15 protein-coding genes and 2 tRNA genes are annotated in these 20229 nt (G+C 49.6%); 7 read left to right on the top strand and 10 right to left on the bottom strand.

Annotated elements, in window-relative coordinates:
• Nucleotides 1–21 precede the first annotated feature (21 nt).
• The 3 genes from ACJJI8_RS17120 to ACJJI8_RS17110 form a co-directional block, all read right to left on the bottom strand.
• Nucleotides 22–717: a type II secretion system protein N gene (locus ACJJI8_RS17120; protein ID WP_413665692.1), complete on the bottom strand. Its 696-nt coding sequence runs from the start codon at nucleotides 715–717 to the stop codon at nucleotides 22–24.
• A 220-nt stretch (nucleotides 718–937) separates the two neighbouring features.
• Nucleotides 938–1867 carry an electron transfer flavoprotein subunit alpha/FixB family protein gene (locus tag ACJJI8_RS17115; RefSeq protein WP_413665691.1) on the bottom strand — a complete coding sequence of 310 codons (930 nt, stop codon included), beginning with the start codon at nucleotides 1865–1867 and terminating at the stop codon, nucleotides 938–940.
• Complete coding sequence (locus ACJJI8_RS17110; RefSeq protein WP_282932702.1) at nucleotides 1867–2616, bottom strand: electron transfer flavoprotein subunit beta/FixA family protein; 750 nt, start codon at nucleotides 2614–2616, stop codon at nucleotides 1867–1869. The genes ACJJI8_RS17115 and ACJJI8_RS17110 overlap by 1 nt, the downstream gene beginning before the upstream one ends.
• Before the next feature lie 354 nt (nucleotides 2617–2970).
• Here ACJJI8_RS17110 and ACJJI8_RS17105 point away from each other — a divergent pair, with 354 nt between their 5' ends.
• Nucleotides 2971–4608 (top strand): electron transfer flavoprotein-ubiquinone oxidoreductase, encoded by a 1638-nt coding sequence (locus ACJJI8_RS17105; RefSeq protein ID WP_444933125.1) that lies wholly within the window; start codon nucleotides 2971–2973, stop codon nucleotides 4606–4608.
• Nucleotides 4609–4709: 101 nt separating this feature from the next.
• Here ACJJI8_RS17105 and ACJJI8_RS17100 read toward each other — a convergent pair whose 3' ends face one another.
• From ACJJI8_RS17100 to ACJJI8_RS17080, 5 genes are all read right to left on the bottom strand, one after another.
• Nucleotides 4710–7430: a TonB-dependent receptor domain-containing protein gene (locus ACJJI8_RS17100; RefSeq protein WP_444933124.1), complete on the bottom strand. Its 2721-nt coding sequence runs from the start codon at nucleotides 7428–7430 to the stop codon at nucleotides 4710–4712.
• A gap of 122 nt (nucleotides 7431–7552) precedes the next feature.
• Nucleotides 7553–9220 carry a beta-helix domain-containing protein gene (locus ACJJI8_RS17095; protein WP_444913694.1) on the bottom strand — a complete coding sequence of 556 codons (1668 nt, stop codon included), beginning with the start codon at nucleotides 9218–9220 and terminating at the stop codon, nucleotides 7553–7555.
• A gap of 591 nt (nucleotides 9221–9811) precedes the next feature.
• Nucleotides 9812–10366 carry a DUF1285 domain-containing protein gene (locus ACJJI8_RS17090; RefSeq protein ID WP_444912985.1) on the bottom strand — a complete coding sequence of 185 codons (555 nt, stop codon included), beginning with the start codon at nucleotides 10364–10366 and terminating at the stop codon, nucleotides 9812–9814.
• The gene (locus tag ACJJI8_RS17085; protein WP_282932697.1) at nucleotides 10359–11045 is read right to left on the bottom strand and encodes a TetR/AcrR family transcriptional regulator; all 687 of its coding nucleotides are present in this window, start codon (nucleotides 11043–11045) and stop codon (nucleotides 10359–10361) included. The genes ACJJI8_RS17090 and ACJJI8_RS17085 overlap by 8 nt, the downstream gene beginning before the upstream one ends.
• Before the next feature lie 329 nt (nucleotides 11046–11374).
• Nucleotides 11375–12055 carry a hypothetical protein gene (locus tag ACJJI8_RS17080; RefSeq protein ID WP_413665686.1) on the bottom strand — a complete coding sequence of 227 codons (681 nt, stop codon included), beginning with the start codon at nucleotides 12053–12055 and terminating at the stop codon, nucleotides 11375–11377.
• A gap of 349 nt (nucleotides 12056–12404) precedes the next feature.
• On the opposite strand from ACJJI8_RS17080, the gene ACJJI8_RS17075 reads away from it, so the two are divergent.
• Nucleotides 12405–13253 (top strand): acyl-CoA thioesterase, encoded by an 849-nt coding sequence (locus ACJJI8_RS17075; protein ID WP_282932695.1) that lies wholly within the window; start codon nucleotides 12405–12407, stop codon nucleotides 13251–13253.
• Nucleotides 13254–13322: 69 nt separating this feature from the next.
• Nucleotides 13323–13399, top strand: a tRNA-Pro gene (locus ACJJI8_RS17070).
• Between the two features lie 435 nt (nucleotides 13400–13834).
• On the opposite strand, the gene ACJJI8_RS17065 is transcribed toward ACJJI8_RS17070, so the two are convergent.
• A tRNA-Pro gene (locus ACJJI8_RS17065) sits at nucleotides 13835–13911 on the bottom strand.
• A 123-nt stretch (nucleotides 13912–14034) separates the two neighbouring features.
• Complete coding sequence (locus ACJJI8_RS17060; RefSeq protein ID WP_444933123.1) at nucleotides 14035–14295, bottom strand: hypothetical protein; 261 nt, start codon at nucleotides 14293–14295, stop codon at nucleotides 14035–14037.
• Nucleotides 14296–15033: 738 nt separating this feature from the next.
• Between ACJJI8_RS17060 and ACJJI8_RS17055 the strand changes: the two genes are divergently transcribed.
• The 4 genes from ACJJI8_RS17055 (at nucleotide 15034) to ACJJI8_RS17040 (ending at nucleotide 19842) form a co-directional block, all read left to right on the top strand.
• Nucleotides 15034–15903 (top strand): hypothetical protein, encoded by an 870-nt coding sequence (locus tag ACJJI8_RS17055; protein WP_444917061.1) that lies wholly within the window; start codon nucleotides 15034–15036, stop codon nucleotides 15901–15903.
• A 90-nt stretch (nucleotides 15904–15993) separates the two neighbouring features.
• A complete protein-coding gene (locus tag ACJJI8_RS17050; RefSeq protein ID WP_282932693.1) occupies nucleotides 15994–16227 on the top strand; it encodes a hypothetical protein in 234 nt (77 codons plus the stop codon).
• 85 nt (nucleotides 16228–16312) lie between these two features.
• The gene (locus ACJJI8_RS17045; RefSeq protein ID WP_444933122.1) at nucleotides 16313–18220 is read left to right on the top strand and encodes a S8 family serine peptidase; all 1908 of its coding nucleotides are present in this window, start codon (nucleotides 16313–16315) and stop codon (nucleotides 18218–18220) included.
• 398 nt (nucleotides 18221–18618) lie between these two features.
• Entirely contained in the window at nucleotides 18619–19842 is a 1224-nt protein-coding gene (locus ACJJI8_RS17040; protein ID WP_444905353.1) for a hypothetical protein, read from the top strand.
• The last annotated feature ends 387 nt before the right edge of the window (nucleotides 19843–20229 follow it).

Genomic DNA, 20229 nt, shown 5'->3' with positions numbered 1-20229 from the left:
AACAATCTAGGTAGATAGTTTTTATTTAGGCTCACGCTGAGCACGACGCTCGCGGGCCAATTCACGCAGCTGCTCCATTCTCTCCCGAATGTTCTGCTGGTTCTCATCTCTTTGAGCAGTTCTTCTGGAGGAGCTGGAACTTGACGTTCTCTGTCTGGAACTGCTGACGCCTCTCAATGGTACGTTTGGCCTTCCGTCCACTTCTGGGTATGTCAGTTTTTCCATCCTGCCATTACGACGAAGAACCACATGGTCAACCTCAACAGAATAAAGTTCGGCGCCACCTGGAAGCCGATCACCGACATACAAACGCTTGGAGGGTTTACCTTTCTCCGACACCAGAGCACTGGCTTTGGTTTTATTGGAGCTGTCAAAAACACCGGATAAAACAATATTCAGCTGGGTCAGAGGAATATTTTCGAGGTCGACTTCAGGGACTTCTGTAGCCTTTTTAGGTTCAGCACGTCCAAAGAACGGCGTGCTTGGAAGACTGGCAGCGCTGGGGGGAGGAGCACCTCTCGGGCTTTTACGCTCCGCGAGCAGGGATTCCTGAGGATCGCTTGGGACCAATAGGGAGCCATAGGCAAACAAATTGCCAGACAACCACAACAGGCCAATAGCTGACGCCGCCATAGTGCCACGGGAGAGACCTTTGCTCGACTCGCCCTGGGCAAACTTATTGCCAATTGAGCCAACGGCTCGCGCTAGAGGGGACATGAACATACCCACATACAAGTTCAACTTTCTGAGGTTATTGGTTTTTGACGCCTATTTTCTTGCCTCAGCCCGGGAAAGGCAACGCTCTTTCAAGTTAAACGCCGCAAACCCTCATTTCGTCCCTTAAATTGCACACTAGTTCCGCAGGTTGTCACCAAAAAACGAAAAAAGGCGGCATGACGCCGCCTTTTTCAATGCCCGCTAGTATAGCAATCGGACATTACAGCTTTGTTTCAAGCTCTGGTACAGCTTCAAACAGGTCAGCTACCAGACCGTAGTCAGCAACGGAGAAGATCGGTGCTTCTTCGTCTTTATTGATGGCTACGATAACTTTGGAGTCTTTCATACCTGCCAAATGCTGGATCGCGCCGGAGATACCAACGGCAATATACAGGTCAGGGGCAACGATCTTACCGGTTTGACCAACCTGCATATCGTTAGGTACGAAACCTGCATCCACAGCAGCACGGGAGGCACCAACTGCAGCCCCCAGTTTGTCGGCCAGCTTGTACAGCATTTCGAAGTTTTCGCCATTCTGCATGCCGCGGCCACCAGAAATGACTACGCTCGCAGCGGTCAGCTCAGGACGATCGGATACAGCCAGCTCTTCGCCGACAAAAGAGGAAACACCAGCGTCATCCGCGATATCTACAGATTCAACCGCTGCACTTCCACCTTCAGCCGCCACGGCGTCAAAGGCAGTGGTACGTACAGAGATTACCTTGATGGCATCGGAGCTCTGTACAGTGGCAATGACGTTACCGGCATAAATCGGGCGCTTGAAAGTATCTGCACTTTCAACAGCGACGATGTCGGAAATCGGCTGAACATCCAGCAGCGCAGCAGCGCGTGGCAGCATGTTCTTACCGGTAGTAGTGGCTGGAGCCAGGATATGACCGTAGTCTTTACCCAAGTCCGCTACCAGCTTGGCAACGTTCTCAGCCAACTGGTGCTCGTAAGCGGCATTATCTGCCAGCAGTACCTTGGAAACGCCTTCAGCTTTAGCAGCAGCCTCCGCTACAGGGCCGCAGCCAGATCCAGCAACCAATACAGCAACATCACCACCAATAGCCTTGGCAGCAGCGATGGTGTTGAGCGTAGCGCCCTTCAGTTCGGCGTTGTCGTGTTCAGCAATAACCAGAATGCTCATCAGATTACCTTCGCCTCGTTTTTCAGTTTCTCTACCAGTTCAGCAACGTCAGCAACCTTAATGCCTGCTTGACGCTCAGCCGGCGGCTCAACTTTCAGGGTTTTGGTGCGGGGAGTAATATCAACGCCCAGCTCATCCGGGGTCGTGGTATCGAGAGGCTTACGCTTTGCCTTCATGATGTTAGGCAGGGAGGCGTAACGCGGCTCATTCAGGCGCAGGTCAGTAGTAACAATGGCAGGCAGTTTCAGTTCAACAGTCTGCAGGCCGCCGTCAATTTCACGAGTTACCTTAACAGCGTCGCCTTCTACGGCAACTTCAGAGGCGAAGGTACCCTGCCCCATGCCAGTCAAAGCACCCAGCATCTGGCCGGTCTGGTTGTTATCGCCATCGATGGACTGCTTGCCCAGAATTACCATTTGAGGCTCTTCTTTCTCAACAATCGCTTTCAGGCATTTGGCTACTGCCAGAGGCTGCAGCTCAGCATCGGTCTCAACCAGGATACCGCGGTCGGCACCCAGGGCCAGTGCAGTGCGGATTTGCTCTTGGCATTGCTTGGAGCCCATGGAAACGGCGACTATCTCGCTGACAACGCCTTTTTCCTTCAAGCGCACCGCCTCTTCTACTGCGATTTCGCAGAAGGGGTTGATAGACATTTTGACGTTGGCTGTATCAACGTCAGAGCCGTCCGCCTTGGGGCGAACCTTGACGTTGTAGTCAACAACGCGTTTCACAGCTACAAGAACTTTCATGGAAATCCCGTCTCAAATATGCTTTTTAACAGCCGCGACTGATAATTCACGTCGCGAACGGATACGGTGTTCTGGTCAAACAAGTGTTTGAACGGCGTGTATGGTGGCGGTTCTATAGCGCAAAATCAATAGTCAAATGGAAGTCCCTCCTGCCATTCACAAAATCTATTTCCGGGAATAAGAACCACCTATCCACCCCCAGTAAGCCGTTGAAATACAGCGCATTTGCCATAGCAAATGAATAGTCATGCAATTGGTAGGGTTGATTAAACGCCTATATAATCCGCCAGCAATATAAATGATAAGGCCGGATTGGCCGCAAAAAAGTTGAATACAACTGCTGAGGAGAGTGCCGTGGAACGCGAATCAATGGAATACGATGTAGTGATCGTGGGTGCCGGCCCCGCTGGATTGGCCGCGGCCTGTCGTATTCGTCAGCTCAATGAAGACGTCTCTGTATGTGTCGTGGAGAAAGGCTCAGAAGTAGGAGCTCACATCCTATCCGGTGCTGTATTTGAGCCCACCGCCCTTAATGAACTCTTCCCCGACTGGAAAGAACGTGGAGCCCCCCTCAATACTGAGGTAAAAGGCGACGACATCTACGTCCTGCGCAGCGAAGAGAACTCTATAAAAGTCCCCAACATGTTTGTGCCCAGCACCATGCACAACGAGGGCAACTACATTATCAGTCTCGGCAACCTGTGCCGTTGGCTGGCAGAACAAGCCGAAAGCCTGGGAGTGGAAATCTTCCCTGGGTTCGCCGCTGCTGAAATTTTGTACAACGAAGATGGCTCTGTAAAAGGTATCGCTACTGGCGATATGGGCATCGGCATGAACGGAGAGCAAAAAGACTCTTACATGCCGGGCATGGAGCTGCATGCCAAATACACTCTCTTCGCTGAAGGTTGTCGCGGTCACCTGGGCAAGCAGCTGATCGAACGCTTTAAGCTAGACGAAGATGCCGACCCACAACACTACGGCATCGGTATTAAAGAGATTTGGAAAGTCCCTGCGGACAAACACCAGCAAGGCCTGGTTGTTCACACTGCTGGCTGGCCGCTGGAACAAAGCTCCACCCACGGTGGCGGCTTCCTTTACCACCTCGAAGACAACCAGGTTGTTGTCGGCTTGATTACTGACCTCGCCTATAGCAACCCCCATGTGAGTCCATTTGACGAGTTCCAGCGCTATAAACACCATCCGGTAATCAAGCAGTACCTGGAAGGTGGCGAGCGCGTTGCCTACGGTGCCCGCGCCATAGCAAAAGGTGGCCTTCAATCCCAGCCGAAAATGACTTTCCCTGGCGGCCTGCTGATCGGTGATAACGCCGGCACCCTGAACTTTGCCAAGATCAAGGGCAATCACACCGCGATGAAATCCGGCATGATCGCGGCTGAGTCTGTAGTTGAAGCCCTCGCCGCTGAGCGCAATAGCGAAGAGCTGACCGACTACACCACCAAGTATCGCGATAGCTGGGCCTGGAAAGAGCTGCACATGCAGCGCAACTTCGGCCCTGCCCAGCACAAATGGGGCAACATTCTGGGATCTGCCTATGCATTTGTGGATATCAATATCTTTAAAGGCAAGCTTCCCTGGACCCTGCGCGACACCAAGGCTGATCACGCCCAGCTCAAGCCTGCTGCTGACTGCGCAAAGATTGACTATCCGAAGCCCGACGGCGTACTCAGTTTTGACAAGCTATCTTCCGTGTTTATTTCCAATACTAACCACGAAGAAGACCAGCCTTGCCACCTGACCCTGAAGGACCCAGAAGTTCCGCTGAGTCACAACCTGCCGATTTACGATGAACCCGCGCAGCGCTACTGCCCTGCCGGTGTTTATGAGGTTATTGAAGACACCAACGGTAAGCGCTTCCAGATCAACGCTCAAAACTGCGTACACTGTAAGACCTGTGACATTAAGGACCCAACCCAAAATATTGTCTGGGTAACCCCTGAAGGTGCCGGCGGCCCCAATTATCCAAATATGTAATTGGGTCTACACATAAAAAATGGCGCCGATGGCGCCATTTTTTATTGCTTGAGAACGCATATTTTCATGCACTTAATCCAAGGCACAGCCAGCTGACCTCCCTAGAATTTGTACTGCGCGCTCAATGCGAAAGTCTGCCCAACCTCCTCTTCAAAAACGGTGACGCCCTGCCTCTCAATTTCAATGGCTTCACCCAAAAGGTTCTGCACTTTCGCCTTCACCGTCACCTCATCAGTTGGATACCAGAAGTAAGTCAAATCCAGAGAGTGGAATGGCTGCTCAAATGAATCGGGATGAGGATCTCGCCCCGCTTTGTAAAGGCGCTCACCAAATACGTTGTAAACCAAGCTGGCAGAATGGTTCCCGTCCGGACTGTCAAAACCGAGCAGCATATTGACAACATAATCAGATGCACCAGTCATCTCGCGGACATCATTCGTCGGTGCATCGGCCTCATTACCGGCAACAATTTCCGAGTCTTGCAGAGTAATATTACCCTGCAAAAAGAAGCTCTCCAGTGGGTCAGAGATAAAACCAAGGCTTTTCATACCTTCTATTTCTATACCGGTAATCTCACCAGACTCAGCATTAATAATCTCCCGAGCAATATTGTCATCACTCGAGGCAGCTTCAAAGAATTCAATAGGGTTAATAATATCCTTATAGAAAGCCGAAATGGTCAGACTATCGCCACTATCAAAAAACCACTCTGCGCGAATATCGTAGTTGTCGATCTCCGACGGCCGAACACTCGAATTCCCCCTGATCTGATCATCAGTGTGCGGATCTATATAAATAGCGTCGGTAATTTCACGCAAGTCAGGCCGAACAGCGGTCTTGGATGCACCGAACCTCAACTGGAATGTCTCCGCCCAAAATGACCCCATATAGGTCAAGGATAATGATGGATAAATATCGTCATCCGTATATACCGCTTCAGCCAACTCTTCAGGGTCATTCGTAATCTGCGGCTCACTTTGCGAGAAACTATAGGGGTTCCACTCTAAAGCAGCTTGACTATAGTCCTCCCATCGGGCCCCGGCTGATATACGCCAGGTTTCCTCAAGAGTCCAATCGAACTTACCGTAGATCGCATCTGTCGAAGTAGCGGCCAAATAACTTTGCTTGTTACTGCCAGACTTGGCAAAAACAAAGTTATTTTCATCGTTAGTGATATTGGTATCGCTAAACACATCACTCAAAGGGTCATCAAGAATTGAGGGGTCAGCCACACTGAAGATATCCAATCCAAATTCAGTTTGCTTATAGGAGCGCCCCTTCTCAATTCGAGCAAACCCACCACTCAACTCCAACGAAGACGAGGAAAACTCAACGGGCAATGTTGCGGACCAACCGTAGTTTCGGACCTCATCCTCCAGCTCGGTAAATCGAAAGCTCGCACTCCGCGAAGCAATATCCACCGTTGAGTTAATAACCTCTCCGGTTTCAGGGTCAGTTTCGGTGTTAGCAATCACCTCAACCTGATTGGGGATATCTGTCATCGCCGTTGAATCGGAGTAGAACCAGTCAACCACCAAATCCTCAGGCACCCAACTTAGGGAGCTGACGGACAGCAGGCCTTTTGTTTCTGGACCAAGAGAGTGACTTCCCTTTATTTGATGAAGCACCAGCTCCCGCTCTTCATACTTCAGGTCATAATTTCTCGATCCAGCGCCATCAGACAATAGACGATTTGAGTCAAAGTAATCCCTGATTGAAGTCTCATCGTCCGTATTCCTCAAATACAAACTGATACTCTCAACCGAATGCTCGTCCGCAAAACGTATACCTAGGTTTAAATTTCCACTGATATCTACGGAGTAAGTAGACTCGGTTCGACGGTCAACCTGCTCCTGTGGGTTACCGTAGTCACGAATAGTGCGCTCACTCTCCCTCCACTTACTCTTGTAGGAGGCTCCAGCCAGGAAACCGAACTCCCAATCATCCCCGTAGTAGAAGCGATTCCCTACACTAGCCTTGTAGTCTTGGTCAGGATCGCTAGATTCCTCTTTAATAGAAATATCACGATTCAAGCTTAGGGCGAGCTCCCTATTTAGCGCTTGAGCCGCCTTTTCCGCCTCCTGGTTACTTGAATACTCATTCCCCTCAGCAATCAAGGTATCACGGATATCCGCAACTGAAATATTACCCTTGAAGCGCTGCAGTGCCGCAGATATCTCACCCGGCATCGCCCTGGTACCATCATCAGCACCCCAAATATCATCATCTCCACCGCTGTAGCTGAGCACATCACCATTGACTTCACTATTGGTGCCCGTACCAACTTCAATAGCGTAAGTCAGATCATCAGGTATCCCTTTGGTGCGGATATCGACATTACCACCTCCAAACGAGGCAGACTTATCAACTGAGTAGCTCTTCTGTACCGCTAGCGATTCCACGATAGAGGTCGGGAATAGATCTAGTGGGATGACATTTCTGGTCAGATCCGGGGATGGCACCGTCGAACCATTGAGAGTTGTACTTGAATATCGCTCACCCAAGCCCCTTACGTAAACGAACTTGTCACTTACCAGGGATAATCCGGATACTCGTCGCAGCGCTGCGGCTACGGTAGAGTCCCCCACCCTGCTGATCATCTCAGCCCCGAGGATATCCGTAACTACCTCCTCCTCCAGGCGCTCGCTGATTAGGACTTCAGCAGAGTCCTTCAGCCGCCCCTGGACTACAACCTCTTCAATCCCAGGAGTGGCACTATCAACCAGTTCAGCATCCTGTGCATACACTCCAGCTGCAAATGTGGAGCCCGCAGCTACCGCCAAAACAAGCGGCGCCCTTTGAAATCTTTCGCACTTAACCATCTCTCAGGCCTCTTTTCATTCCTAAGAATCACGGTCTTAAATCAAATAAGGCGCCGACTCCATCAGCGAAGGCGGCGCCTTAATTGATTGGGATTAGCATCCCCAACCGCTACCTCGATCTATTACTCAAACCAGAGAGGTTGAGCGCGATCACCCTGGTGAAGACCGTAAGTCCAACCCTGAGTCCAATCGGTACCATCCTGCTCAAGCGCACCCAAATAGGCACGACCCAGTTCGGCAGAAACCGTAGGTGCAACGCCATCGATCACTTGAGCAGATGCATCAACTGTGAACATTGCAGGGGAACCGCCGAGCAAAACAAAGTCAGTATCGGCATTAGAGGTTGGATTAACTTCACCGGAGATAGTGGCAAATTGGTTACCGCTATCCACAGCCCAAGTCTCAACATTGAAGCTGTCTTCATCGGTTTTAGTGCGATCTTCACAGGCGAAAATGTTGGAAGTCAGAGCCACCTCAGTCCCAGCAGATGCTTCGCCGCGAGTTTGAGAGCTCTCAATACGCAGGCAGTAGTTATCGCCGGCCACGCCAGTCTCATCAGCAAAGAAGGAGGCCACAACTATAGAATTAGTGATCATTGGATAAATACCCTCACGCAGGCGCCAGCCTGCACCGGGGTCATGAGTACCCTCTTCTTGAGCGGAAACAATACAGGTCAGCCCGTCAATTACTGGTCGACTGTTGAGACCCTGGCTGATCAAGGTGGAATAATCAGCTCCATCACTATATGAACCGATGCCATCGGCCTCTATACAGTGATTGCCGTCAGTCTCACTTTGAATCACCAAAGCATTGGTAATACTTCCACGATAACCTTCATCAATATCAATGGAGTCATCGCGAACGTAGAGTGCAACATAATTTTCGACATCTACAGCGCCACCGAAGAACTCGATACCGTCATCGTAAGTTGAGTATGTTTGAAGGTTACGGATCGTTGTGCCATTACCTACAGCATCAAAAGCAATTCCGTTCAACTCATCACCACTAGCAACTTCTGCGCCTGTGTGTTTGACAACAACGTACAAAAGCTCTCCCGAGTTATCGGCATTGTTGTCACCGCCGTAGTAGGAGGTATTGTCATCAGTGGATCCTTCAGCAGCTACGTGACACTCGCCATCAAGAGTCAGATCACCACCACCAATAGAACCTGTATATTGGCATTTGTTCGTTACACCAAAGCCATTAATAACCATTCCACCCCACTGTGAAACATCCTCCGGACCTACAGTGCCAAGAACATCAGTTTCTGACGTAAAAGTGATGGGAGCTGTTTCTGTACCGCGAGCAAAGACTTGCGATCCACGGTTTACAACCATAAATGCTGAATTATCTTTAAAAGCGATAGTGGCGCCCGCCTCAATTTCCAGTTTTACGCCGTCACCACCCTCAGAAATACCGGCTGCTGCTAGGTCAGAATCGCTGGAGTAACTTTCTCCAACAAACAAACTGCCGCTAAAGACATGAGCTCCATTGCTATCCAGCGCAGTGAGATATAAATCTTCAGTTAATGGGTTTGCAGCAGAAACAAAATCAGTTGTGTAATAGCAGTTACCACCGCTAAATTCACCTTGTACACTTGAACTTTCTATAGTGGCACATGGATTTTCATCAGTGGAACCTCCGCCAGGATTTGTCACTGAATTATCTACCGAGTTGTCCACCGAGTTATCTACTGTTTCCGGCTCGATACTCACACCGCCACCGTCACAACCCGCTAATAGCGCAGCAATCGCAGCTGCCAGTAAGAGCTTATTCTGTACTCGCTTCATGTTTCCCCCTATAGGAATTTCAATCCAAAACTTTAATTGCTTCAACTCCGCCATTTTTAAAAAAAATAAATGACAACAACCAAGCTAATAAAAACTATATTTTTTGTTTCGCCGTAGCGATTTGGACGGAGGGAAGTTTAGAAATGCACTGTTGCGGATTTGTTACTTATTTAGATATTTCCGTAAATTATCGAATTAATATTTTATTTCTTTCAGAACAAATACACTTATATTTCCATAAGATTTCAAACACTATTTTTTTAATAGAAATGAAATACAGCAACACCATAAATAAATAGTACGGACATGTATATTCCCGGGCTGTCTTCCGGATTCAAGCAAGCACTGGCACAATCAAGTATAAATCCCATAGTGCTAATCAAAATACAGAAGCGATAGTGGCATCCACTAAACAGTTTGATACCAAAGATATAAATAAGGAAAGTTCGTCGAGAGAGTAAAGTCAGGAGCTATAGGGTCAAGCAAGTACTTTCTAAACTTGAACAGTAAGGAGCAAGGCTATGAATTAAAGCCCCAGCTACAAATCAGCGCTGAGGCGCGAGGAATCCGCCAGCAGGAACCTGGAGCTATCTAATTACAAGAACCCAGCAGGAAATCTTTTCCGTCACTTTGCACAAAAAGCTTATCGGTATCGCGCCCCCCTTCAAGCGCCCAGTCTACCAACTGGTAAAAAACATCACGGGAAACGCGAGCCTGTAACCCCCCTCGAATCTCCAGGTAAGGGATTGGCTGCGGCGGAGCACCAAAGTCTCTCAGTTGCCACTGCCCCTCTTCCGACAGCTCAACAACGTCGCCCACATTTGTGGTGAAAAGTAGCTGCTGATGAGTACTTCCGGGGTTGCGGGCCACCTGAGTGATTACAAATGGAACATCCTCCACTGTGATTCGCAGCTTTTCGACAGGGGTGACAAGGAAGTATTCATCCCCCTCACGCTTCAAAATGCTGGCAAACAGTTTCACAAGAGGATGACGACGAATCTCTGTTCCCTCGTGGATCCAACGGCCATCAGATTTGATGACCATATCCATGTCCCCACAAAGCTCTGGGTTCCACCTTTCTACAGGTGGATGCCCATGAAATTCAGCCTGTAATTTTTGCAGCTGCTGGAACAGGGGCTCAGCCAAGGGCGGACCCCGCAGAATCGCTGTGATGGCTTGTCTGGCTTCCCTCTGGCGTTTTGCGAGAGGACATATCACCGATATGCACACCCACATCCATAATAAACTCCATCAAACCTTCCCTGTCCTCTATTACATTGGCAAAAGACTTGGAGTGATAAAGCTCTACCGCCCCTTGCACAAGCGCCCAGTATGTTGAGTAATAGAAGTATGCAGGAACGTTCTTCAGCATGCCCTGCTCCATACGGCGCTCAAAGACCCGATTGAGAGAGGTGGCATTGGAATTACGAATATTGTGGAGCTCCGCAATCATTTCTGGAGCCAGGTTCAACGCGATAATCTTCTCCTCCAGGCGCTGGAAGAGTCTATCTTTGCCAGGATCGGCCATACGAGATTCAAAATAGGCGCGGGCTGGAGCGGTGATATCACCTTGCTCGGCCAGGGCTACAGCGGTCTTGAGACGTTCAGCGAGGGATTTTTCATAATCCATCAGCAAACGCATGTAGATTTCTGTCTTGGAAATGAAGTGCTTGTAAATCGTGCCCTTACCGATATCCACACGCTCGGCAATCTGTTCGACCGTGACTTTCTCTTCACCGTGCTCCAACAGAAGCTCCAGAGCCGCATCCAGGATACGCTGCTCCCGCGCGCGGAACCGCTGAACCTTCTCTTTTGCCTTATCCATACTTCCGACCTTCTTTGCCCGTAAAAATGGGGACTGAAATTGACTATTCATTCATGAATGATAGGCAATTCAAGTCGGTTGGAAAAGTAAATCGGGGAATTAGACTGCCTAATATTAAAAATATTAGGCCATTTTGCTCAAAATTTACCCAAAATGAGCCAATTTTAAGCTGAGAGCAGACCTTTTATTTTAGCATGTGGTGACGCTTGGCGAGCCCAAGCATTGCACATAACACATAAAATTCGACGATTGAGTGATTGCGGGGTAGTCCATTACCCCAATACTTCCGAATGAAATCAAGAACTACACCAGAACACAAGAAGCCACTATTAAACGGACTTCAGCTTTAGCTCCAACAGAGGCGCGACTACATCGTTGTCCTGCGTGCGAATCCAGAGCATTTCCTCCTCTGAGTAGAGCTCTGCAACAATCGCATTAGCTAATTCACAATCATGAGAAATCAAATGCTGCGCCAACCACTCTGCAGCAAAGGTACGTTTTTTACCGAGCGTACCCTGTGAACGCTTGTACAGGTTTTTTACTGCCTTGCGCGCATATTCCACTGAGGCGATTCCCGGAGTCGCTTCAACCATTTTGCGATGCAACTTTTTGCTTTTCTGTTCGATGATATAAGGAAGCACTTGGCCAGAAACATAGTCGTGGGCGACCGATCCTTTACAGGGACAGCTATACGACTTCCTGTTTTCGTAGATTTTTTTTAGAGCATTGAGGTGATTATTGGTCTTGTATGCGGATCGGGCCGCCAAACCAGCGTAACCAATGGACAATGCTGTTCCAGCAACAACCAAACCAATACCCGTCGCAGAAGTCGCAGCCGCTGCACCGGTAGCCAGGCCGGTTAGAGTGGCACCTGTAGCCGTCTGTGCACCCCACACCCCATAATAAGCAGCGGAGCCAACCCCTCCAGCCACAGCCTTTGCGGTACGGTGCCGACTGACAACCTTGCCGAAATTCAGTGGTGGACGTATATCAATATTGTTGTGTGGCACCTGTGGTATCTCCTACTTCTTTTATTCAATCTTTGTTGGATAGCTGCAAACGAATTAGTCCAACTGTCCCAACAACTATTGGCGCTTTATACCACAGAAATAAGTAAGAATTCGACAAGTCGCAATAGTCAATAGCACAGAGTTTCAACTTGACTGAGAAAATCAGTAGCTAGTGTATGGGATAGAGCTGGATAGCTATACGAGGAGGCACCTGTGACCAAAATGAGTCTAACGTTCAAAATATGAATGGGGTTAAAGGGATTTGCTGTTATTATCCTTTTGATTAAGAGCGCAAAGCTCCCCATCTGCAAACTCTGTTAAGTGGAATAGGTAACGGGCAAAATCCCTTATGTTGGAAAAATTAGGTAAGTTATTGGATGTTGAAGAGCTGGATCGAAATCTCTTCCGCAGTCGTCATCACGTTGAAAATTATCGTAAAGTGCTTTTTGGCGGGCAAGTTCTGGGCCAAGCACTGATGGCAGCAACTCGTACCGTTGAGCATCGCCTACCCCACTCCCTGCACGCCTACTTCCTCCGCCCTGGCTCTAGTGAGCTGCCGGTGATCTACGAAGTAGACCCAATCCGCGATGGCGGTAGCTTTACCACTCGTCGCGTAGTCGCCAAACAGCGCGGGCGCGCGATCTTCAATATGTCCGCCTCCTTCCAAATTCGGGAACCCGGATTTGACCACCAGGCCGACCTGCCTTGTGTCGAGATTCCCTCTCCTGAGAGTCTGAAAAACACCCAGGAGCTGGCCCTGGAAGCTGGATTGGTTAGCCCGCAGTACGATCAGCGGCGCTATATGATCGATTTTCGCCCGGTCGACCCACAAAGTTACTTTGGCGCTGAAACTCGCGAAGCCAAATGCATGTTCTGGCTGCGGGCAGAGGGCGAGATGTCGGACGACCCGATGGAGCACCGAGCAGCACTTTGCTATGCATCCGATATGGGACTCCTGGGTACCTCCCTACAACCGCACGACATATCCTTATTCGACCCCCAATTGATGCCCGCGAGCGTTGACCACGCGATGTGGTTCCACCGCGATTTCCGCCTGGATCAATGGCTTCTCTATGTAACGGATAGCCCTTCGGCAACCGGTGCCAGAGGCTTTACCCGCGGCCAGATTTTCACCCGCGACGGAACGCTGGTAGCGTCTACCTGCCAAGAGGGACTGATTCGACAAATAAAAAATTAAATCAGTGGTTTACAGCAGAAAAATTGCTGCTATAGTGCCGCCCCTTCGCAAATGATGCGAAACAAAAAACGGTGAGTAGCGCAGCCTGGTAGCGCACTTCGTTCGGGACGAAGGGGTCGGAGGTTCGAATCCTCTCTCACCGACCAGATTTTCAAAGCCCGCTTTTAGCGGGCTTTTTTGTGCCTGAACTCTTTAGCTTGAGCTGACGATAAGCCGTTCAGATTGCCCCTTACTTTCCCTCAGCACATCGCACCTGGAAAAAGTGCAAGCAACTCCTACTTGTACCTTGTTGGGGGCCCACCTTAGACCACTTGCTATTCAACTTCGTCAAATCAGGGGCTAATGCGGAAGCAAACTACAAAAGTCAGATGCGATGGGGACAAATAAAGAATGGGTTTCAGAAATACCGACGAGGCTTTGAATATGGCTGACTTAACTATTTATACCGATAAACAACCAAGAGACTACACCCTCAAGGCAGCTCTGTAATTACCCATGTAAACCTTTCGAGTAAAAGCTCTGCCAGGAATGAAATCATAAACACAAAAAAGCCCGCTAAAAGCGGGCTTTTTCTTTTTGTATGGTCGGTGAGAGAGGATTCGAACCTCCGACCCCTTCGTCCCGAACGAAGTGCGCTACCAGGCTGCGCTACTCACCGAGGCCGCGAATACTACTCATCGATTTTTCAAAGATCAAGTAATTTTTGGCGCGATTGTCATCATAGGTCATTTTTCCGACACAACTGGTCTTTGAGTTGTCCTCAAAGGCAGTCTAATCCGCATTATAGCTGGACCTCCCCGGCTCCAAGCGCCTCTTTCTGCACTGGAGATTCAAGCTTTACGGTTGCTAGTAATTGCCCCAATCTCCGACACATCCATTTAGTCTGCCAACTAACAACCAATCCCTTGTTCTCCCTGGGATCGAACACTTTCCACCGATCTAGCCACTCCCTGAAACTCTCTTCACGTATACGGCAAACTGTGGTCGCCAAAGAAATACCGATATTATTTCTATCCTCTTTCTTGTATTTACGTATCTTCAACGACTATCAAGTACTTTTAGTTTTGAGAGCACACGTATAAACAAATGCAAAGCTCTCCACAGAGGACATCAGAACTTGGAGCAAAAAAAACCAAGAGAGGCATACAGCGCGAGGCCATAACAAATTACATTGAAACGCTACTAGATATCGTTTTTCGATGTTTTGAGTAAGTAGACCCTTACATAAAAGCGAACTGATAAGTTCTATAAGTTACCTTTCCAAGGCATCGATATAAACAACTACCTTTAAATTCCAGTTCGCTATTTACGGATATTTCTACAAGTGCCGTTATTTTTCACCGGGCACCCGAGGGGACTTTTCCCGAGCCCTAACACCAATACAAGGGAGCAGCACCCTGCACGCCACAAGAATATTAACCACTCATTTAAGTAGCAAATCCCGAGTAAGACTTTATTTTTTAAAAAATATTCCTTTTCGAAAAATTACAAAATTTTAAGAAAAATGGTGACTACAATTGCGCCCCCATTACCTTTTTGTTTCCCGCTCCATTTTTTTTCAAACTTTCCCTGTGCTTCTGAAAAGCTTCTCTATACTCAGATCAGCCGGCTGAGTGTCCGTCGCAAGATGCAACAACTCGAAAGCTCATTACCGATTTATTATCAGCAGGCTGACCCTAAAAACGGGGCTCTATCAAGCTCCAAAATTCTCACCCGTAAACCATGAAATAACCTGGGCGATAGCCCCCTATCGTCATTGGTCTACTCGAGGAGTACGTTCATGTACCAACCATATGCATATGCTCAAGGGATCTTTGGACAACCACAAAACTATGCCGTACCTCCGATTAATCCGGTCGTCGGACTCACTCCCCCCCAGCCATACCTACCGCTTCAACAGTTAGCACCACAAGGATTGCTGGGAGAGTTTATTAGCCGTGCAGCTCCGGTAGTTGGTGGCATTGTCGGTGGACCACAAGGTCAATTGATCAATGCACTCGGCGGATTGGGCCAAGTACTGCCCTTCCAGGCCGCACCGCAGCTTCCACAACAGTTAGCGCCCCACATTCCTCAACAGCTTGCTCCACAAATTCCACCTCAGTTCGCTCATCAGTTTGCCCCCCAAAACTATCTCAGCGAATTGATAAACCGCGCGGCCCCAGTTTTGGCCAATTACATCAATAACCCTCAGGCACAGCTAATCAATGCAGCCGCCCAACTAGGGCAGCTCTTACCCTATCAAGCCGCTCCGCAACTGCCACCGCAAGGTCTCCTCGGTGAGTTGATTAGTCGTGCCGCACCTGCTCTTGGCAACTACATTGGCGTGCCTCAACAAGGTCAACTCCTTAACAACTTGGCGCGCCTCAACCACCTACTGCCCTACCAGGCCGCACCGCAATTTACGCCACACCTCGTTCCTCAGACCTACATCGGCCAACCGGTAAATCAACTGGCACCTGTGGCTCCGGAGCAGTATGGATCGGTTCCCCCGCAGGCTTTTGCACCACTGAGCCAACCGGTGCCATTCCAGGCTTTCCCGCAACCACCTCAGCAACCCCTCCAGAATTTGAGTGGCATCGGGCAGCCACTGCCCTATCAGGCAATGCCGCAACCCAACTCAGCCTTTCAGCAACAGGCTTATCTGCACTAAAAATGCAAAAAAAGGGGCTTCACGCCCCTTTTCCTGGGGGTGGGTTCGACCCTGCCCTATTTTAGATGGCGCAGTCACAATGAGAAGAAAATGAAGAAGTTTGAGCAATATGTAGCCGTACCCAATCGTAAGGTATCAGCTAGCACTCTGGAGCTAGAGGAGCTGGTGAAGGAAGCTTCAAATTGCCCCGATGTTAAGGACGTTACTTTGCGCAAAAGCAACGTCACCCTTGTGGCTACACCCGATGCCGTCGACGACCTAAGAAAGAAATTGAGAGGCAAAGTAATTATTGATCCGGATCAACCTGTCCACCCTCTCAATTGAGACTGAAACCCACTCGATTCACCACTTTCAGACGTTTCACACGCGTACTAAATCAGTACCGCACTGAAAGCGAAGGAACATGAACATGACTGAATCCCGACAAGAAAAGGCCGCAGGAGAACCTTCGGTCGAGGTTGCAGAGAAAGTCGAGTTACTTATTTCACCCCGCCGCAGCCTGATGGCTAAATCCATGGGCGTGCAGCCATTGAGCTCGGGCTCAATGCACCATGTGATTTCCACTATTGCCAGGCAGGCAGGTTGTGAGGTGCTTCGTGAAATACGCCCCGGCAGAAAACTAAAAACGCTGTCCTCCGCCGATGAGGCCACCAATATTTACAAAGTCCGTATGGATGTGGATGCTGCTGCGGCACTTTACCAGACCACTCCACCAAACGTCGCCGTTGAACTGGACTCACTTCTCTCTTACGGGCAAGCGAGCTATTCACCGACCTTTTCCGCAGTTTTTGCACAGCAACCCGGACTATTGCGCGAATACCACGTCCAGGCACAGCAGGTGCACTTCCGCGTTATCGGTGCAAAAGGTGAGCCCATACGCGACGCGCAAATAATTGTTGAAAGTGCGGGTTTTCCTCAAGAAGGGGTCACCAATAATAAAGGGGAAGTCGCGCTCAGTATTTTTGCGCAAAGCGGCGGCGCTCAAGTGAAATCACTTCTGATCCGCCCCGCCAAAGATTTCTGGAACAAATATATTCGCAGCCCCTCCCTATCTCTCACCGGTGTAAACTTGGTGAAACTCCAACCCCTAAGCGAAGCCATACCCAACTTCCCCAATGATGCTTCCTATGGCTGGGGGCAAAAGTACATGGGCCTGGACCAGCTACCCGATGAATACACCGGCAAAGGTATCAAAATCGCAATCATCGATTCCGGTGCGGACAATAAGCACCCGATACTGAGCCATTTAAAGAATGGTATCGATGTCACCAATAATAACGATACCAATAGCTGGGCAGAAGATATCGTCGGCCATGGAACCCACTGTGCGGGAATTATTACAGGCCAACCCTCTGGCTCCGAGGCAATACGCGGTTTTGCTCCTGAAGCCGAAATCTATGTATTCAAAGTTTTCCCCGGCGGGCAATTTAGTAGCTTGATTGATGCGCTCTCACATTGCATAGAGCTCGGCGTTGATGTGGTGAATATGAGCCTGGGCAGCTCTGACTCATCAGAGGCTGTTGAGCAGCAAATCGAGGAAGCGGTCCAACATGGTATCGCTTGTATAGTTGCCGCAGGCAACAATGGCGGGGCAGTCCAGTATCCAGCCAGATCCCCAAATGCTATGGCTGTAGGCGCTCTTGGAATGCTCAATGAATTCCCCAAAGATTCCTGGGAAGCGCAAACAGTAATACCCTCAACAGCATCAGCCGACGGTCTGTTTGTTCCTAGGTTTAGCGCTTTCGGTCAGGAAATTTCTATTGCCGCACCTGGTGTGGGTATCGTTTCGTCTGTGCCTGACAAAGGCTTCGATGTTCAGTCAGGTACATCAATGGCCGCGCCGCATATTACCGGTTTGGCAGCACTACTACTTGCCCACCATCCATTATTTAAAGGTGCGCTCCGGCAGAAAGATGTATCCAGAGTGACCGCCTTATTCCAACTGATCCAATCCTTGGCCGCACCAATGCCCCTCGGGGCAGAGAGAGTTGGCGCAGGTGTTCCCAAGCTTTTTGGTATCAACTCCGCTTTTGAGTCCGCCAAAGAGCAAGCAAGGGCCGCGGGTACTCATGCCGCTACCGCGCAAGGTCCCTCCTCAGCCACGCCATACTCTGGATTTACCATGAGTCCGTTACAGGGCTACCCCCCTCAAGCTACACCCAGTTGGCAGGGGCAGTTTGTGCCGGGAGGTTATTACCCTCCCGAAATAGCCGCGGTTAACCCCCAGCAACCAATGGTAAGTAGTTTTCCAGATGGATTTGCCCTGAGCGCCTACGGTATGCAGTTCGTTGATCCCCGTGCAATCAGATATTGGTAGCTCTGTCGCCATCATTAGTTAGACTGCAAAAGACCTTTCAAGACCGCAGCTATGCTGCGGTCTTGTCCTTCGTAGCATTCAATTCCCACTTAGGCAGCATGCCTGCCCGCTAATCCAGCCCTCTCAAAAGATGCTTGTGACGGCCCACCCACATCTATCTTCTTGTTTACTCATACGGGAGATGCTTACTAGTATGCGCTGCAATATGATAACGACTTTGTAAGTGCATTCTTTTTAAGTGGTACATATCTGAAAACCAATCCAATGAAACCTGACGGCACAAAACTGTCACCTCATAACTGGCTAGCTTGTGACCAGTTTGCTTGAAGATGACACAAGGGCACCTGTAGGCTTAGATACTGTCGAAACGACTAATTGTTGGATTTCCCGCTGAAGAAATGATGCTTAAACGATTACTAACACTGCCGCTATTACTCGCCACTCTATCCCCTGCTGTTCAGGCTTATGAGATTCTTTACAGTGCAGAGATCTCACCCAACTCCAAGCTGGCTGAGGTGGAAATGGCGCTCAGCGGTGATGATATGCCAAGTAAGCTCGTTCTAAACTTGCGCTCTGGCCGCTATCAGGACCTGGAAAGTGACACCCCACTAAAGATCGAGGGCGACAAAGCAACCTGGCAACCCGAAGGGAAGAACCCCGTCCTCAAGTACCGCTTTGTCATAAATAACCAGCGTAGCAACGGTGGCTACGACTCACGGATCACCAAAGACTGGGCAATTCTCCGCAGCGATAAATTGATTGCACCGGTATCAGCAACCAGCCGTGGCCGCTCTACCGCCCGCCTTAAGCTGGAACTTCCTGACCAATGGTATGCGGCCCTACCCTACCCTGAGATCGAAGATAACCTATACGAGTTATCTGACCCCAAGCGTAAGTTTGTAAGACCCAAGGGCTGGATGATTGTAGGGAAAATTGGCAGTCGGCAGGATATGATTGCCGGCACTGAAACCCGTGTTGCAGGCCCTAAAAATGAGAATATTCGGCGGCAAGACATCCTGGCCTTCCTAAATTGGAACCTGCCAGAGCTCAAGAAGATCTTCCCCCTCTTCCCTGATCATCTATTGATCGTAACCGCTGACGACCCCATGTGGCGCGGCGGACTGTCGGGGACACGCTCTCTATATATGCATGCTGATCGACCATTGATCAGCGGCAACCGCACCAGCAGCATGATCCACGAGTTAGTTCATGTGGGCACGGGAATTCACGGCGACGATGAGAGCGATTGGATTGTAGAGGGACTGGCTGAGTTTTACTCCCTGGAGATTTTAAGGCGAACTGGTGGCATCAGTGAAACCCGCTATCAGGAGGCAATGGATAAACTGATTAAATGGGGTAAGAAGGCTCCTTCACTATTAGTCGAACGCTCATCCGGTCCCATTACCGCCCGTGCGGCCGGGGTAATGCAGCAACTGGATAAAGAGATTCGCGAGGCCAGCAATGGCAAGGCAAGTATTGATGACGTCGCACGAGAACTGGCTCGAACACGCGGTGAAGTGACTCTGGAAAGGTTTAGATCCCTGTCTGAGAAAGCAGCCGGTAAACCCGTGGATACATTAGCCACAGAAAACCTGACAGACCCGGACGAAAGGCTCCAGTAAATAGCAGACAAAAAAAAGCCCTGACGACGGGGGGGGAGAGCGTCAGGGCCAAGACCATTAGGAGTGAAACTTGGAGGATTTCATCCTTGCTTCCGGGTGGCAGCCATGTGAGCCACCCTACCAGCATTACTAAACACGTTGGGGGAGATGTGTTAGCCAGATAAAGACAGTATCGAACACAGGTCACAGATTGCCAGCACACCTGAAGATTAATTTAGAACAAATGGAAATAGGTTCTTGAGCACCAGCGCTAAAAGTTATTACAGCCCTCCCCCACCATCAGAAGGTAACTTTTCCTACTTTTTTTCACTTGTTTGCAACATTGATGAAAACAATGCTTGACTAATCCTCTAGAGTCCCTAAAATGGCGCCCACTTACACAGCGAA

Source organism: Microbulbifer maximicatervae (SeqCode), from assembly GCF_052467695.1.
Note: the sequence above shows the minus strand (reverse complement) of the source record. Positions and strands in the feature narration are given on the sequence as shown.